We start from the raw sequence: 16,237 nt of genomic DNA, 5'->3' as shown, positions 1-16,237 counted from the left end.
ATGAATCTCTCGGCTGCCTTCATCCACCGCCCCGTCGCGACCGCGCTGCTGACGCTCGGCATCCTGCTGGCGGGACTGGCCGCGCTGCGGCTGCTGCCGGTGTCGCCGCTGCCGCAGGTGGATTTCCCGACCATCTCGGTATCGGCGTCGCTGCCGGGTGCGAGCCCGGAAACGATGGCCGCCACCGTGGCCACGCCGCTCGAGCGCGCGCTCGGCACCATCGCCGGCGTGACCGAGATCACGTCGAGCAGCTCGCTCGGCTCTACCCGGGTGACGCTGCAGTTCGACCTGTCGCGCAATATCGACGGCGCCGCGCGCGACGTGCAGGCGGCGATCAACGCCTCGCGCGCGACGCTGCCGACCAGCCTGCCCAACAACCCGACCTACCGCAAGGTCAACCCGGCCGACGCGCCGATCATGATCATCGCGCTGACCTCGCCGACCATGACGCGCGGGCAGCTGTACGACGCGGCCTCGACCATCCTGGCGCAGAAGCTGTCGCAGGTCGATGGCGTGGGCCAGGTCACCATCGGCGGGGCCTCGCTGCCGGCGGTGCGGGTGGAGCTGAACCCGACTGCGCTGAACCACTACGGCATCTCGCTGGAGGACGTGCGCAACACCATCAGCGCTACCAATGCCAACCGGCCGCTGGGCACGCTGGAGAACGCCGCCAACAACTGGCAGGTCTATGCCAACGACCAGGCGATGAAGGCGGAAGACTACATGCCGCTGATCATCCGCTATGCCACGCCAGGAACCTTCTCGTCGACGTCGGCGGGCGCGCTGATTGCCAGCACGGCCAACGCCGCCGCCAGCGGCGGCGTCAGCACCAAGGTGGTCAACGGCGTCACCGTGACCACGCTGACCACCAGCAGCGGCACCACCACCATCACCAGCGGCGCCACCGGCGGCACCAGTGCCACCAGCGGCCCCAACTCGTTCGCGGTGCCGGTGCGGCTGCACGACGTGGCCAATGTGGTCGACTCGGTGCAGGACATCCGCAATGCCGGCTCGGCCAACGGCAAGCCGTCGGTGCTGCTGGTGCTGAACCGCTCGCCCGGCGCCAACATCATCGAGACCGTCGACCGCGTCAACGAGATGCTGCCGAACCTGCAGAAGATGATCCCGGCGGCAATCTCGATGGACGTGATGATGGACCGCACGCCCACCATCCGCGCCTCGCTGCGCGAGGTCGAGCACACGCTGATGATCTCGGTGGCGCTGGTGATCATGGTGGTGTTCGTGTTCCTGCGCAATGTGCGCGCCACCTTGATCCCCAGCGTGGCGGTGCCGGTGTCGCTGATCGGCACGTTCTCGGTGATGTACCTGGCCGGGTTCTCGCTGAACAACCTGTCGCTGATGGCGCTGACGATTGCCACCGGCTTTGTGGTCGACGATGCCATCGTGGTGCTGGAAAACATCTCGCGCCATATCGAGGAAGGCATGAAGCCGCTCGCCGCCGCGCTGCGCGGTGCGCGCGAAGTGGGCTTCACGGTGCTGTCGATGAGCCTGTCGCTGATCGCGGTATTCATCCCGCTGCTGATGATGGGCGGCATTGTCGGCCGCCTGTTCCAGGAGTTCGCGATCACGCTGTCAGTGGCGATCCTGGTATCGCTGGTGGTGTCGCTGACCACCACGCCGATGATGTGCGCGCGCCTGCTGCGCCCGCCCGAGCCGGAGAAGCAGAGCCGCTTCTTCCGCGCCACCGAGCGCATGTTCCAGTGGCTGCACGACGGCTATGCGCGCTCGCTGTCCACGGCGCTGCGCTTCAGCCCGCTGGTGTGGCTGGTGCTGATCGCCACCATCGCGCTGAACGTGTACCTGTACGTGATCGTGCCCAAGGGCTTCTTCCCGCAGCAGGACACCGGCCGGCTGATCGGCTTTATCCGCGCCGACCAGGCCACCTCGTTCCAGGCCATGCGCGGCAAGCTCGACAACTTCATCACCATCGTGCGGTCGGATCCGGCGGTGGAGAACGTGACCGGCTTTACCGGCGGCTCGCAGCGCAATACCGGGCAGATGTTCGTCACGCTCAAGCCGCTGTCGGAGCGCAAGGAATCGGCCGACGCGATTATCGCGAGGCTGCGCGGCAAGCTGGCCAAGGAGCCAGGCGCGAGCCTGTTCCTGCAGTCGGTGCAGGACATCCGCATCGGCGGGCGGCAGAGCAGTTCGCAATACCAGTTCACGCTGCAGTCAGACGACCTGGAGGTGCTGCGCGCGTGGGAGCCCAAGGTGCGCGCCGCGTTGTCGAACTTGAAGGGGCTGGAGGATATCGACACCGATACCAACGACAAGGGCCTGCAGACCTCGGTGATCATCGACCGCGACGCGGCCTCGCGCCTGGGCGTGACCGCGCAGCAGGTGGATGCGGTGCTCAACGATGCCTTCGGCCAGCGGCTGGTGTCCACCATCTACCATCCGCTGAACCAGTACCGCGTGGTGATGGAGCTGAGCCAGGAGTACCTGCAGGGGCCGGATGCGCTCAAGGACATCTACGTGGTCACCGGCAACGGCAACCGCGTGCCGCTGGCGGCCTTCGCGCGCGTGACCCCGACCAGCACGCCGCTGGGCGTGAACCACCAGGGCCAGTTCGCGGCCTCGACGATCTCGTTCAACCTGGCCGAGGCCATGTCGCTGTCGCAGGCGACCGACGCGATCACGCGCGAGATGGCGCGCATCGGCGTGCCGGAGACGCTGCGCGCCAACTTCCAGGGCGGCGCCAAGGCGTTCCAGGACTCGCTCAAGAGCCAGCCGATCCTGATCCTGGCGGCGCTGATCACGATCTATATCGTGCTGGGCGTGCTGTATGAAAGCTACGTGCACCCGCTGACGATCCTGTCGACGCTGCCCTCGGCGGGCGTGGGCGCGCTGCTGGCGTTGCTGGCATCGAAGACCGACTTCAGCATCATCGCGCTGATCGGCGTGATCCTGCTGATCGGTATCGTCAAGAAGAACGCGATCATGATGATCGACTTTGCCATCGATGCCGAACGACGCGAGGGGCTGTCGCCGCGCGACGCGATCTACCGCGCCTGCCTGCTGCGTTTCCGCCCGATCCTGATGACCACCATGGCCGCGCTGCTGGGCGCGGTGCCGCTGGCGATCGGCCGCGGCGACGGCGCCGAGCTGCGCGCGCCGCTGGGCATCTCTATTGTCGGCGGGCTGGTGGTAAGCCAGCTGCTGACGCTGTACACCACGCCGGTGGTCTACCTGACGCTGGACCGCTGGCGCCTGAAGGTCAAGGCCTGGCGCCAGCGCCGCCGTGGTACTGGCACGCCGGACCAGCCGGCCACCGTCTAGATTTGCGAAGACTCGACATGACAGTTCTTTCCCGCTTCCTGACCCATGCCCTGCCGGTGCCGCTGGCCTGCGCCCTGCTGCTGGCCGGCTGCGCCGTCGGCCCCGACTACCAGCGCCCCGATGCGCCGGTCTCCGCATCCTTCAAGGAAGCCGATGCCGCCACCCCTGCCTGGAGCGGCGACTGGAAGCCCGCCGAGCCGCAGGATGCGCTGGCACGCGCCGACTGGTGGACCGTGTTCGGCGATGCGCAGCTCGACGCGCTGATGTCCGAGGTGCAGATCTCGAACCAGAACATCAAGGCCGCCGAGGCGCAGTACCGTCAGGCCGTGGCCGCGCTGCAGGCGGCGCGCGCCGGCTTCTTCCCGATCGTCGACGCGCAGGCCGGGGCGTCGCGCGCGCGCGGCGCCAGCGGCAATACGCTCAGCGGGCAGAGCGTGACGCTGGGCGCGACCTGGGAAATCGACGTGTGGGGCCGCGTGCGGCGCCAGGTAGAGAGCAGCGAGGCCAGCGCACAAGCCAGCCAGGCCGATCTGGCATCGACGCTGCTGTCGACGCAGGCGACGCTGGCGCAGAGCTATTTCCTGCTGCGCGTGGCCGATGCGCAGAAGGCGCTGCTGGACCGCACCGTGGCGGACTACGCGAAGTCCCTGCAGCTGGTGCAAAACCAGTACGCCGCCGGCACCGCGCAGCGCTCGGACGTGCTGCAGTCAGAGACCCAGCTCAAGAGCGCGCAGGCGCAGCAGATCGACATCCAGATCACGCGCGCGCAGCTGGAGCACGCCATTGCCGTGCTGGTGGGCAAGGCCCCCGCGGCGCTGACGCTGGGCGCCGACGACTTCCGCACCGCGCCGCCGCGCGTGCCGGCCGCGGTGCCGTCGCAACTGCTGGAGCGCCGCCCCGACATCGGCGCGGCCGAGCGCCGCATGGCCTCGGCTAATGCGCAGATCGGCGTGGCGCAGGCGGCCTACTACCCGACCCTGTCGCTGTCGGCCAGCGGCGGCCTGACCGCCAGCACGCTGGCGCGCTGGATGTCGCTGCCGGACCGGATCTGGTCGATCGGCGGCGGGCTGGCCGGCACGCTGTTCGACGGCGGCCTGCGCAGCGCGGCCAAGGCGCAGGCGGTGGCGGCCTACGACCAGACCGTGGCCAACTACCGCCAGACCGTGCTGGGCGCGTTCCAGGAAGTCGAGGACAACCTCGCCGCGCAGCGGCTGTTGGAACAGGAAGCGGTGGTGCAGAACGACGCGCTGCGCTCGGCGCGCGAGGCGCTGGCGCTGGTGAACAACCGCTACCGCGCCGGCACCGCTGGCCTGCTCGACGTGCTGACGGCGCAGACCAGCGCCTACACCGCCGAGCGCACCGCACTGTCGATCGCCGGCCGCCAGTACACGGCGGCGGTGGTGCTGATCAAGGCGCTGGGCGGCGGCTGGCATGCGCCCGGCGCGGAGGCTACGCCGGCACAGGCCGGTACGAACCAGGCCGTCAGCCAGCGCTAGCCGCCGGGGCGCGCGGCAGCGGCTGTTGGCAGATGCGCTCGCGCAGCCAGGTGGCGGCCTTGCCCAGCGGCCGCTGCTTGTGCCAGACCAGTTCCATCGCCACCGGCCAGTCCTGTTGCTGGAATGCCAGCGGCGGCGTCACCAGCCGCGCCGCGGCCGGTGAATTGGCCACCACGTGCCACGGCACGAAGGCCCAGCCCAGCCCGCGCTTGACCAGCTCCACGATCACCCACTGGCTTTCCACCCACCACACGTCCGCGGCCACGCGCAGGCGCATCTTCTCTTCGCTGTCTGAGCGGGTTGCGACCATCAGCTGGCGGTAGCGCTTCAGTTCCTCCCAGTCCACGCGCTGGCCGGCCAGCGGATGCTCGGGCGCGCACAGGATCTGCATCGGCACCCAGCCCAGCGCATGGAAGCCCAGCGCCGGCGGCAGCACCTCCTGCCGCCACATGATGCCGAGGTCGGCGCCGCCTTCCAGCACCAGTCGGCTGACGTCCTCCATCAACGGAAACAGCAGCTCAAGCTCCACCGCCGGGAAGCGGCTGGAAAATTCTTCCAGCAGCATGCCCAGCGTCTCTTCCGGATAAAGCTCGTCCACCGCCAGCACCAGCCGCGTCTCCACGCCCTCGCCCAGGCTCTTGGCCACGCCGCGGAAGTGTTCGCAGCGCTCCAGGATCACGCGCGCCTCGGCCAGCAGCCGCTCGCCCGCGGGAGTCAGTACCGGGTAACGGCCGGCGCGGTCGAACAGCGCGTTGCCGGCGTCGATTTCCAGGTTGGACACCGCCGCGCTGACCACCGACTGCGCCTTGCCCAGCCGGCGCGCGGCGGCCGAGAACGAACCGGTGTCAGCCGCCGCGACGAATGCCTGCAATTGCTCGATGGAGAGGCTCATAAATAACTTTCAATGTTTATCCATCTGTTTTGCAGATAGTATCCAACTTGGCAATCCCTACCCAGCAGATAGACTAGCTCCCATCGCGTTTGACACGCAAGGAGAGCAACGATGCGCAAGACCTGGGACCGGATTCGCCACGCCATCGGCTTCGAGGTGGTCGGCCTGCTGATTTTCGCGCCGGTGGCCAGCTGGGCCTTCGGCTATGAACTGCATGAGATGGGCGTGATCGGCGCGGTCGCCTCGCTGATCGCCACCGGCTGGAACTACCTGTACAACGTGCTGTTCGACAAGGGCATGCTGCGGTTCACCGGCCAGCTGCGCAAGTCGCTGCCGGTGCGCGTGCTGCACGCCGTGCTGTTCGAACTGGGCCTGCTGGTGGTGTTCCTGCCGTCGGTGGCCTGGTACCTGGGCATCAGCCTGTTCGACGCGCTCATCATGGACCTCGCCGTGGCCGGCTTCTACATGGTCTACGCGCTCGTGTACAACTGGCTGTACGACCTTGTCTTCCCGGTGCCTTCGCTGCAGGCACAAGCCAAGCCGGAAGGCGCCGCGCTCGGCTGAGCGCGGGTTTTTCCTGACCCCGGAGGCGTCACTCCGGGGACTTCCCCGTCTTGCCGCGACCGGTCAAATTGTTATACTCCATAACAAATCCAATTCGACCGGGGGCAGCGCGCCCGCGCTTGCGTACCGGCGCATCCTGCACGCGGGGGAGACAACATGAAGATCGCAATCGCCGGTGGCGGCATCGGCGGACTGACGCTGGCGCTGCTGTGCCAACGCCACGGCATCGAGGCCGAGGTCTGGGAGGCCAGCGAAACGCTGCGCCCGCTGGGCGTGGGCATCAACCTGCTGCCGCACGCCGTGCGCATCCTGTCCGAGCTGGGACTGCGCGACGCGCTGGCGGATATCGCCATCGAGACCTCGTCGCTCTCCTACTACAACAAGCGCGGCCAGCGCATCTGGCATGAGCCACGCGGGCTGGCGGCCGGTTATGACTGGCCGCAGTTCTCGATCCATCGCGGCGAATTCCAGATGCTGCTGCACCGTACCGTGGTGGAGCGCCTGGGCGCCAGCGCAGTGCATACCGGCCATAGCTTCGAGACCGTGCTGGACACCGGCGCGGGCGGACAGGCGCGCTTTGGCCTGCGCCGCCGCAGCGACAATGCCGAGGTCGAAGCCAGCGCCGATGTGCTAGTCGGCGCCGATGGCATCCACTCGGCTGTGCGCCGCCACTTCTACCCCACCGGCGACCTGCCGCGTTTTTCGCGCCGCCTGCTGTGGCGCGCGGTCACCGAGGCGCCGCCCTACCTGGACGGGCGCTCGATGTTCATGGCCGGGCACCAGGACCAGAAGTTCGTGGCCTATCCGATCTCGGAACCGCTGCGCCGCCAGGGCCGCTCGCTGGTCAACTGGATCGCCGAGCTGCGCGTGCCCGACAGCGTTCCCGACACCCCGCCGCGCAGCGACTGGAACAAGCAGGTCGACAAATCCGTGTTCTGCGCCGCGTTTGCCGACTGGAAGTGGGACTGGATCGACATCCCCGCGCTGATCGACGGTGCCCAGGCGATCTACGAATTCCCGATGGTCGACAAGGACCCACTGCCGCGCTGGACCTTCGACTGCGTCACGCTACTGGGCGACGCCGCGCACCCGATGTACCCGATCGGCTCGAACGGCAGCGCCCAGGCCATCCTGGACGCGCGCTACCTGGTCGACAGCCTGCTCGGCACGCCCGACACCGGCTACGCGCTGCGCGAATACGAGGCCGAGCGCCTGCCGCGCACCGCCGGCATCGTGCTGCGCAACCGCATGAACGGACCCGAGCAAGTGATGCAGCTGGCCGAGGAACGTGCGCCGCAGGGCTTTGCCGACATCGACCAGGTGATCCCGCGCGCCGAACTGGAGGCGATTTCGCTGCGGTACAAGCAGCTGGCGGGATTCGACCGGCAGTCGATGCAAGGCAACCGGTAGGATCCGGCAGGTTTGACATGCAGAACAAGACCATCGAGAGAGGAGACACCATGGCGCCCCTGACCACCACCAAGCTGGCCCGCCTCGCGCTGGCCGCGGCCCTCGCCTTCAGCGCCGGCAGCGCGCTGGCCGACATCACCGTCGGCGTCAGCCTGTCCACCACCGGCCCATCGGCGTCGCTGGGCATCCCGCAGAAGAACTCGCTGGCCTACCTGCCGCAGAAGATCGGCGGCGAGGCGGTGCGCTACATCGTGCTGGACGATGCGTCGGACCCCACGCAGGGCGCCAAGGTGGCGCGCCGCTTTGTCTCCGAGGACAAGGTCGACATCATCCTGGGCTCGTCCGCGGTGGCGCCGTCGATCGCCATTGCCGAGGTGGCCGATGAAGCCCAGACTGTGCAGCTGGCGTTCTCGCCGATTGAGCTCAAGCCCGGGCGCGGCGCCTGGACCTTCCGGCTGGCGCAGCCGGTGCGGCTGATGGCCAATGCCGTGGCCGCCACCGCCAAGACCAACGGCGTCAAGACCATCGGCTTTATCGGCTTCGCCGATGCCTACGGCGAGACCTGGCTGAAGGACTTCACCGCCGCCGCCAGTGCCAACGGCATCCGCCTGATCGCCACCGAGCGCTACGGCCGCGCCGATACCAGCGTGACCGCGCAGGCCATCAAGCTGATTGCCGCCAAACCCGACGCCATCCTGATCGCCGGCGCCGGCACCGGCGCCGCGCTGCCGCACACCACGCTGCGCGAGCGCGGCTACGGCGGCACCATCTACCACACCCACGGCGCGGCCACCAAGGACCTGATCCGCATCGGCGGGCGCATGGTCAATGGCGCAATCCTGCCGGCCGGGCCGGTGATCGTGCCGGAGCAATTGCCCGCGGGCGACCCGGTGCGCAAGCCGGGGCTGGACTACGTCACCCGCTATGAGAAGCAGTACGGCGCCGACAGCCGCACCCAGTTCGGCGCCCATGCCTACGACGCCGGGCTGGTGCTGGAGCGCATCGTGCCGGTGGCGCTCAAGCATGCCAAGCCGGGGACGCCGGCGTTCCGCCAGGCGCTGCGGCAGGCGCTGGAGACCGAGCGCGACATCGTGGTCTCGCACGGCGTGCTGAATTACAGTGGGCAAGACCACTATGGCTTCGACCAGCGCGGGCGGGTTATGCTGACCATCGACAACGGCAACTGGAAACTGCTGAAATGAATCCCGACGCATCCGGCACACCGCCCGCCGCGCCCCCGCGCCCGCGCAGCACCACCGCCGCGTCCGCGCGGCGCAAGGCGCCGGACCCGCTCGCGCCGGATCCGGCCGCAAGCGCCGGTGCCGATGCCGGTTTCGACCCGCATGTGCCGAATATCGACTATGGCGTGCTCGACAACCTGATCGGCTACGCCATCCGCCGCGCGCAGATCCGCATCTATGAAGACTTCGTGCTGTCACTGGCGCAGTGGCAGATCACGCCACCGCGCTTTTCGGCGCTGATCATCATCTCGCGCAACCCGCACCTGAAGCTGACCGAGCTGGCGCAGATCCTCGGCATCGCCCGCTCCGGGGCAGTGCTTCTGGTCGACGCGCTGGAAGAGATGAACCTGGTGGCGCGCCGCCCGGCAGCCGGGGATCGCCGCGCCTACAGCCTGGTGCTGACGGCCGCCGGCCGCCGCACGCTGGAAGCCGCCACGCAGGCGGTGGTGGCGCACGACGCGCACGTCGGCTCGGCGCTGACCGATACCGAGCAGGCCACGTTGAAGTCGCTGCTGGCACGGCTGGCGCCGCCGCGCGCCGGCTGAGAGCGACCGGCAAGACTGTCACCCGCCTGCCAGCGGCCATGCGTTAACATGGCCGCCATGCCAAGACCAATCGCCGCGCCTACTGCATCGCGACCCGGCGCCCTGCTGCGCCGCCTGTCGCCACTGCTCTCGCCCATCCTTGCCGCCGTGCTGCTGGCCGGCGGTCCCGCACTCACCCCGGCGCAAGCCAAAGCGCCCGCCAAGGCGGCCACCGCCGCGAAAACCGCTGCCGATCCCGCACTGGTGAGCGCCGGCGTGCCGGCCCCGGTGGCCGCGGCGCTGCGCCGCGCCGGCGTGCCGGCCTCGGCCGCCAGCTTCTACGTGGTCAGGCTGGGCGCGGGCACCGCCCGCGCCAGCTGGAATGCGCAGCAGCCGATGAATCCGGCCTCGACCATGAAGCTGGTCACCACCTTTGCCGGGCTGCAGCTGCTGGGGCCCGACTACCGCTGGCAGACCTCGCTCTACGCCGATGCCCAGCCCGGCTTCGACGGCACCGTCAACGGCAATGTCTACCTGCGCGGCCACGGCGACCCCAAGCTGGTGCCCGAGGAAATGGCTAAGCTGGTGGCGAAGGCACGCGCCGCGGGCGCCACAGGCATCAACGGCGACCTGGTGCTGGACCGCAGCTACTTTGCCGATGGCCTGGACGGCAACGGCACCATCGACGGCGAGGTGCAGCGCGCCTACAACGTCGGCCCGGATGCACTGCTCTATGCGTTCAAGACGCTGTCATTCACGCTGACGCCGGACCCGGCCAGCCAGACCGTGGCAGTCAGCGTCACGCCCGAGCTGGCCCAGCTCAAGCTGGACAACCGGCTGACGCTGACCAACGGCCGCTGCGGCGACTGGCAGTCCAGCGCCAGCCCGAGCGTGCTGCCGCAGGCGGACGGCACCGTGCTGGCGTCGTTCTCGGGCAACTATGCCAGCGACTGCGGCGAGCACGTGCTCAATATCGCCACGCTGTCGCACGCGGAATTCACCTGGGGCGGCTTCGTCGCCGAGTGGCAGCGCGCCGGCGGGCGCTTTGCCCATCTGCCCGGGCTGCGCAGCGGCAAGGTGCCGCGCGGCGCGGTGCTGCTGGCGCGCCACTACGGCCTGCCGCTGGCGGACATCGTGCGCGACATCAACAAGTTCTCGAACAACGTGATGGCACGCCAGCTGTTCCTGACCATCGGCGCCGAAATGGACCGCGGCGGCCCGGCCAGCACGGCCCGCTCGACCCGCGTGGTGCAGCGCTGGCTGGCGCGCCAGGGGCTGGACATGCCCGGCCTGGTGCTGGACAACGGCTCGGGCCTGTCGCGCGAGGAACGCATCAGCGCCTATGACATGGCGCGCCTGCTGCAGCAGGCCGCGGCCAGCAACGTGGGGCCGGTGCTGATCGATTCGCTGCCGGTGCTGGGCGTCGACGGCACGCTGCGCAACCGCCTGACGCGCGCCAACGCGGCCGGCAACGGCTACCTGAAGACCGGCACGCTGGCCGACGTGCGCGCGCTGGCCGGCTATGTGGATGCTGCCGACGGCGGCCGCTACGTGGTGGTCAGCATGATCAACGATCCCAACGCCGCGCAGGCGCTGGAAGCACACGACGCCCTGCTGCAATGGGTGTACCGCGGCGCACCCTGAGTCCGCGCCGGGCGGGCTGCTGCGCGGCGCCGTGGCCTGGCGCCAACGCCGCGGCCGCATTTTGTTAAGCGGACACTTACCAGCGCCCGATCCGCCCCTATAATGCCAGGGTGCCGGCCGCGTCCTGCGGCGGCAGCCTTCCGGGCCGGCCCTCGGCCCCGGGCCTGCATTGCCCCCTCGCCCTCTGACATGACTTCCCGACAACCCCCGGTGTGGTTGCGCCTCTGGCATCGCTTCGCACCCGCCGAACGCGCCGGCTTTATCGACGGCGCGCGCTACTTTGCCCCGTCCCTGCCCGCGGTCTTCTCCTGGGGCCTGGTGACCGGCGTGGCGATGAGCAAATCCGTGATGACCGTGCCCGAAGCCATCGGCATGTCGCTGCTGGTCTACGCCGGCTCGGCGCAGTTGGCGGTGCTGCCGCTGTTCGCCGCGGGCCTGCCGCTGTGGACCATCTGGCTGACCGCGGCCGTGGTCAACCTGCGCTTCGTGATCTTCAGCGCCGGCATGCAGCCGCACTTCAGCTACATGCCGCTATGGCGGCGCACCATCCTGGGTTCTTTCAACGGCGACCTGCACTTCGTCTACTTCCTGCAGAAGTACAGCACGCCCGGCTACGAGCCCGGCAAGGAAGGCTATTTCTGGGGCATGGCGCTGACCAACTTCTGCATGTGGCAGCTGTCGTCGATCATCGGCATCGTGCTGGCCAGCCTGTTCCCAGACAGCTGGGGCCTGGGGCTGGCGGGCACCATGGCGCTGATCCCGGTGATGATCGCCACCATCAACTCGCGCTCGACGCTGCTGGCAGTGGTGGTGTCGGCGGTGCTGGCACTGCTGTGCTTCGACTTGCCGTACCGCCTCAGCCTGGTGGTGGCGGTGGTGGGCGCGATCGCGGCCGGCATGGCCAGCGACGACCTGGCCGCGCGCGCGGCGCTGCGCGGCATCCGCCGGCGCAAGCCCAAGGTCCCCGAGGTCACCAACGCCGCCGCGCCGGAAACGCCGCCGGGAGACCGCGCATGAGCCATCTTGAAATCTGGATTGCCATCCTTGGCATGGCGGTCGTCACCATCGTCACGCGCGCGCTGTTCCTGATGGCCGGCGAGCATGTCACCGTGCCGGACCGCATCGCGCGGGCGCTGCGCTATGCGCCGGCCGCGGCGCTGGCGGCAATCATCCTGCCGGACCTGATGACCTGGCAGGGGCATTTCACGGTGGCGTTTTCCAACGACAAGCTGATGGCCGGGATTGCGGCCACGTTGTTCTACCTGCTGACCCGGAAGATGGTGGGGATGATTATGGTGGGGATGGCCGTGTATACGGCGTTGCGCTTGCTGGGGGGGTAAGGGACCCTCACCCCTCGAACGCCGCCGCCGCCCGCTCCAGCCGATCCCGCACCCCGGCCCAATCCTGCCCTACAGGCAGCACCTCGAACATCAGCTGCGTATAGCCCTGCTTGTCGAGCTTGCGCAGCAAGCGGTAAAGCTCACGCGCGTAAGCCGCCGCATCCGCAGGCGCCTGCACCCAGGTGCACCGCTGGTCCACCAGCGGCGCCCGGCCGACCCACACCACGCGTGCATCGTCCGGCAGCGAGGCCAGCTGCGCCGAAGCCGCTTGCGCATCGGCCAGTAGCAGCGGTGTGTGCGGCGCGTAGTGGGCCTTGAGCGTGCCTGAGGCCCGCGGCGCAGCCGCATCAGGCGGCAGCGGGGCCGCGCCCAGTACCTGCGCCATCATCGCCGCGGTAATCGCGCCCGGCCGCAACAGCACCGGGCCGATGCCCTGGTCCAGCCGCGACAGGTCGACGATGGTCGATTCGATACCGACCTCCACGCCATCGCCTTCCAGTACATAGACCGCATCGCCGAATTCATCGCGCACATGCTGCGCGGTGGTCGGGCTGACCTGGCCGAACTTGTTGGCCGACGGCGCGGCAATGCCGCCGCGGCCGCGCTTGAAGCGCGCCAGCAGCGCCTGCGCCACGGGGTGAGACGGGCAACGCACGCCGATGCTGTCCTGGCCGCCGGCGACGGCCGAATGGATATGCGCGGCGCGCTTCAGGATCAGCGTCAGCGGGCCGGGCCAGAAGGCGTCGATCAACTGCTGCGCGGCCTCGGGGACCTCGTCGGTCCAGTAGCCGATATCGGCACCGTCCACCACGTGGACAATCACCGGATGGTTCGACGGCCGGCCCTTCAGCGCGAAGATGCGGGCGACCGCCTCGGGGTTCTCGGCGTCCGCACCGAGCCCGTAGACGGTTTCGGTGGGAAAGGCGACCAGTTGCCCGGCCTCGAGCAGGCGGACGGCTTCGTCCAGTTCAGCGGCCGTGGGCATTCGCGGCGACATCGTGTTCCTTGGAGCTATGGCTTCAGAGCGGGATATGCAGCGCCCGCGCGGCGGCGGCAAAGGCGGCGGCAGCCGCTTCGGCATGCTCGCCCACGCAGTTGACGTGGCCCATCTTGCGCGACGGGCGCGCATCGCCCTTGCCGTAAAGGTGCAGCTTGGCACCAGGTTGCGCCACCACCTCGTCCCACGACGGCGTGCGCTCCAGGCCGAACTCGAACCACACGTCGCCCAGCAGGTTCAGCATCTTGCCGGCCGAGTGCTGGCGCGTGCTGCCCAGCGGCAGCCGCGCCATGGCGCGCACCTGCTGTTCGAACTGGCTGGTCTCGCACGCATCCATGGTGATATGGCCCGAGTTGTGCGGGCGCGGCGCCATCTCGTTGGCGACCAGCGAGCCGTCGGTCAGCACGAAGAACTCGATGCACAGCACGCCGACGTAGCCCATCTCGGTGGCGATGGCAGCGGCTGCGGCACGCGCGCGGTCGGCGATCTCAGGCGACACGCTGGTCGACGGCATTTCCGTCGAGAACAGGATGCCGTCGCGGTGCACGTTCTCGGCCAGCGGCCAGGTGGCAGTGGAGCCGTTCGCGGCACGCGCGGCCAGCACCGAGACCTCATAGGCCAGCGGCAGCATCTGCTCCAGCACGCACGGCACGTGCTGCATGGCGTTCCAGGCGGCGCGCACGTCGTCGCGCGTCTTCACGCGCGCCTGGCCCTTGCCGTCATAGCCCATGCGCGCGGTCTTGAGGATGCCGGGCAGCACGTGGTCGGGCAGCTGGTCGACATCGGCATCGTGCTGGATTACCCAGTGAGGGGCCGGCGACACGCCGGTGCGCTCGGCGCACGCGGCAAAGAACTTCTTCTCGCCGATGCGGTTCTGCGCAATCGACACACAGTAGCCGCGCGGCGCGACAAAGGCGCCGAGTTGCTCGAGCCGGTCCAGCGACAGCGACGGCACGTTCTCGAACTCGGTGCTTACCGCCTGGCACAGCTTGCCCATCTCGGCGAGCGCGGCCTCGTCGGTGTATTGCGCACAGATATGCTTGTCCGCCACCGAGCCGGCCGGGCTGTCCTGGTCCGGATCGAGCACGCATACGCGATAGCCCATCGCCTGCGCCGCATGCGTGAACATGCGGCCGAGCTGGCCGCCGCCCAGCATGCCGAGCCACGCGCCGGGCAGGATGGGCGCGTCGGGACGGTCGACGCCGAACTCGGCGCGCGATTCCGGCGTGTGGGCTTCGGAGAGGTAGGGATGGATATCGGTAGGCATTGCTAGGTTCCGTGGGATGTCCGGATGATTACAGCGGCAGCGTCATCGCGCGCGCGGCTTCGGTCTGCTTCGCGCGGAACGCTTCCAGCGCGCCGGCCAGCGCCTCGTCGGTGGTGGCCAGCGTGGCGATCGCGTGCAGCGCGGCATTGGCGGCACCGGCCTCGCCGATGGCAAAGGTGGCTACGGGCACGCCCTTGGGCATCTGCACGATCGACAGCAGGGAATCCTCGCCGCGCAGGTACTTGGACGGCACCGGCACGCCGAACACCGGCACGATGGTCTTGGCGGCGATCATGCCGGGCAGGTGCGCGGCGCCGCCGGCCCCGGCGATGATGGCGCGGATGCCGCGGCTGCGCGCGCTCTCGGCATAGCGGAACATGTCATCCGCCATGCGGTGCGCGGACACCACCTGGGCTTCGAACGGCACGCCGAAATCCTTCAGCATGGCCACTGCGTGCTGCATCACGTCCCAGTCGGAACTGCTGCCCATCACCACGCCGACCAGCGGCTTGTCTTGCTTGCTCACTTTGTCTGTTCCTTCGTTGGCCGTTCCCGCACGCGCGGGAACGGCGCCCTGCATTACTGCAGTTCTTCGCCCGTCAGGCGCGTCAGCGCATCACGGTACTTGGCGGCGGTCTTTTCGATCACGTCGTCCGGCAGTTGTGGCGCCGGCGCGGTCTTGGGCCAGGGCTTGCCGTCGATGCGCACGGCTTCCAGCCAGTCACGCACGAACTGCTTGTCGAACGACGGCGGGTTGGTGCCCACCTGGTACGAATCGGCCGGCCAGAAGCGCGACGAATCGGCGGTCAGCACTTCGTCCATCAGCGTCAGCACGCCATTGTCGTCCAGGCCGAACTCGAACTTGGTATCGGCGATGATGATGCCGCGCGTGGCGGCAAACTCGGCCGCTTCCTTGTACAGGCGGATCGAGATCTCGCGCATCTGGCGCGCCAGCGCGATGCCGATGCGGGCCTCGACTTCGCCGAACGAGATGTTCTCGTCGTGCTCGCCCATCTCGGCCTTGGCGGCCGGGGTGAAGATCGGCTCGGGCAGCTTCTGCGCGTTCTGCAGGCCGGCGGGCAGTTCGATCCCGCACACCTTGCCGGTGGCCTGGTAGTCCTTCCAGCCGCTGCCGGCGAGGTAGCCGCGCACCACGGCTTCGACCAGGATCGGCTTCAGGCGCTTGACCACCACGGCGCGGCCCTTGACCTGCTCCACTTCCTCCGGCGCGACCACGGTCTCGGGCGCGATGCCGGTCTCGTGGTTCGGCACGATGTGCGCGAGCTTGCGGAACCAGAAGTTCGCCATCTGGTTCAGAACGCGGCCCTTGTCAGGGATCGGCTCGCCCATGATGACGTCGAACGCCGACAGGCGGTCGGTGGTGACGATCAGCAGCTTGTCATTGCCGACGGCATAGTTGTCGCGCACTTTGCCGTGGCCCAGCAGCGGCAGCGAGTTGATGGAGGACTGGTAGAGAGCGTTGGACATGTTGGTTCCGATAAAACGGCGAAGCCGCCGGGCGCTGGATGCGTGCCGCGGCGGCCGGAACTGCAATCCGCCTT

General features: G+C 68.8%; 14 protein-coding genes. 9 read left to right on the top strand and 5 right to left on the bottom strand.

Annotated features, from left to right (window positions below; genetic code table 11):
• Together KB879_RS03315 and KB879_RS03310 are read left to right on the top strand one after the other, a co-directional pair.
• Positions 1 to 3,300, top strand: coding sequence for an efflux RND transporter permease subunit (locus KB879_RS03315; RefSeq protein ID WP_211980752.1), 3,300 nt, complete (start codon positions 1 to 3; stop codon positions 3,298 to 3,300).
• A 17-nt stretch (positions 3,301 to 3,317) separates the two neighbouring features.
• Positions 3,318 to 4,796, top strand: a complete 1,479-nt coding sequence (locus KB879_RS03310; RefSeq protein ID WP_211980751.1) for an efflux transporter outer membrane subunit — start codon at positions 3,318 to 3,320, stop codon at positions 4,794 to 4,796.
• Here KB879_RS03310 and KB879_RS03305 read toward each other — a convergent pair.
• Positions 4,783 to 5,688, bottom strand: coding sequence for a LysR family transcriptional regulator (locus tag KB879_RS03305; protein WP_013955660.1), 906 nt, complete (start codon positions 5,686 to 5,688; stop codon positions 4,783 to 4,785). The two genes, KB879_RS03310 and KB879_RS03305, sit on opposite strands and share 14 nt — an antisense overlap.
• Before the next feature lie 111 nt (positions 5,689 to 5,799).
• On the opposite strand from KB879_RS03305, the gene KB879_RS03300 reads away from it, so the two are divergent.
• The 7 genes from KB879_RS03300 (at position 5,800) to KB879_RS03270 (ending at position 12,411) form a co-directional block, all read left to right on the top strand.
• The gene (locus KB879_RS03300; protein ID WP_013955659.1) at positions 5,800 to 6,252 is read left to right on the top strand and encodes a PACE efflux transporter; all 453 of its coding nucleotides are present in this window, start codon (positions 5,800 to 5,802) and stop codon (positions 6,250 to 6,252) included.
• A 156-nt stretch (positions 6,253 to 6,408) separates the two neighbouring features.
• Positions 6,409 to 7,662: a flavin-dependent oxidoreductase gene (locus tag KB879_RS03295; protein WP_211980750.1), complete on the top strand. Its 1,254-nt coding sequence runs from the start codon at positions 6,409 to 6,411 to the stop codon at positions 7,660 to 7,662.
• Between the two features lie 50 nt (positions 7,663 to 7,712).
• The gene (locus KB879_RS03290) at positions 7,713 to 8,864 is read left to right on the top strand and encodes an ABC transporter substrate-binding protein (RefSeq protein WP_194946887.1); all 1,152 of its coding nucleotides are present in this window, start codon (positions 7,713 to 7,715) and stop codon (positions 8,862 to 8,864) included.
• Complete coding sequence (locus KB879_RS03285) at positions 8,861 to 9,448, top strand: MarR family winged helix-turn-helix transcriptional regulator (protein ID WP_211980749.1); 588 nt, start codon at positions 8,861 to 8,863, stop codon at positions 9,446 to 9,448. Before KB879_RS03290 ends, KB879_RS03285 begins: the two co-directional genes overlap by 4 nt.
• A gap of 48 nt (positions 9,449 to 9,496) precedes the next feature.
• Positions 9,497 to 11,071, top strand: a complete 1,575-nt coding sequence (gene dacB / locus KB879_RS03280; RefSeq protein ID WP_211980748.1) for a D-alanyl-D-alanine carboxypeptidase/D-alanyl-D-alanine-endopeptidase — start codon at positions 9,497 to 9,499, stop codon at positions 11,069 to 11,071.
• Positions 11,072 to 11,260: 189 nt separating this feature from the next.
• A complete protein-coding gene (locus tag KB879_RS03275) occupies positions 11,261 to 12,088 on the top strand; it encodes an AzlC family ABC transporter permease (protein WP_153955647.1) in 828 nt (275 codons plus the stop codon).
• Positions 12,085 to 12,411 carry an AzlD domain-containing protein gene (locus KB879_RS03270; RefSeq protein WP_013955653.1) on the top strand — a complete coding sequence of 109 codons (327 nt, stop codon included), beginning with the start codon at positions 12,085 to 12,087 and terminating at the stop codon, positions 12,409 to 12,411. Before KB879_RS03275 ends, KB879_RS03270 begins: the two co-directional genes overlap by 4 nt.
• A gap of 7 nt (positions 12,412 to 12,418) precedes the next feature.
• Here KB879_RS03270 and KB879_RS03265 read toward each other — a convergent pair whose 3' ends face one another.
• Genes KB879_RS03265 through KB879_RS03250 form a run of 4 tightly spaced genes read right to left on the bottom strand, consistent with a single transcriptional unit; the run spans position 12,419 to position 16,163 of the window.
• The gene (locus tag KB879_RS03265; protein WP_013955652.1) at positions 12,419 to 13,408 is read right to left on the bottom strand and encodes an L-threonylcarbamoyladenylate synthase; all 990 of its coding nucleotides are present in this window, start codon (positions 13,406 to 13,408) and stop codon (positions 12,419 to 12,421) included.
• Between the two features lie 22 nt (positions 13,409 to 13,430).
• A complete protein-coding gene (locus KB879_RS03260; protein ID WP_211980747.1) occupies positions 13,431 to 14,675 on the bottom strand; it encodes a 5-(carboxyamino)imidazole ribonucleotide synthase in 1,245 nt (414 codons plus the stop codon).
• Positions 14,676 to 14,703: 28 nt separating this feature from the next.
• Positions 14,704 to 15,201, bottom strand: coding sequence for a 5-(carboxyamino)imidazole ribonucleotide mutase (purE, locus tag KB879_RS03255; RefSeq protein WP_010812195.1), 498 nt, complete (start codon positions 15,199 to 15,201; stop codon positions 14,704 to 14,706).
• 53 nt (positions 15,202 to 15,254) lie between these two features.
• Positions 15,255 to 16,163 (bottom strand): phosphoribosylaminoimidazolesuccinocarboxamide synthase, encoded by a 909-nt coding sequence (locus KB879_RS03250; protein WP_211980746.1) that lies wholly within the window; start codon positions 16,161 to 16,163, stop codon positions 15,255 to 15,257.
• Positions 16,164 to 16,237 lie beyond the last annotated feature (74 nt).

It is taken from the genome of Cupriavidus sp. KK10, assembly GCF_018223725.1.
Classification (GTDB): domain Bacteria; phylum Pseudomonadota; class Gammaproteobacteria; order Burkholderiales; family Burkholderiaceae; genus Cupriavidus; species Cupriavidus necator.
This window is presented reverse-complemented; position numbering and strand designations above follow the sequence as displayed.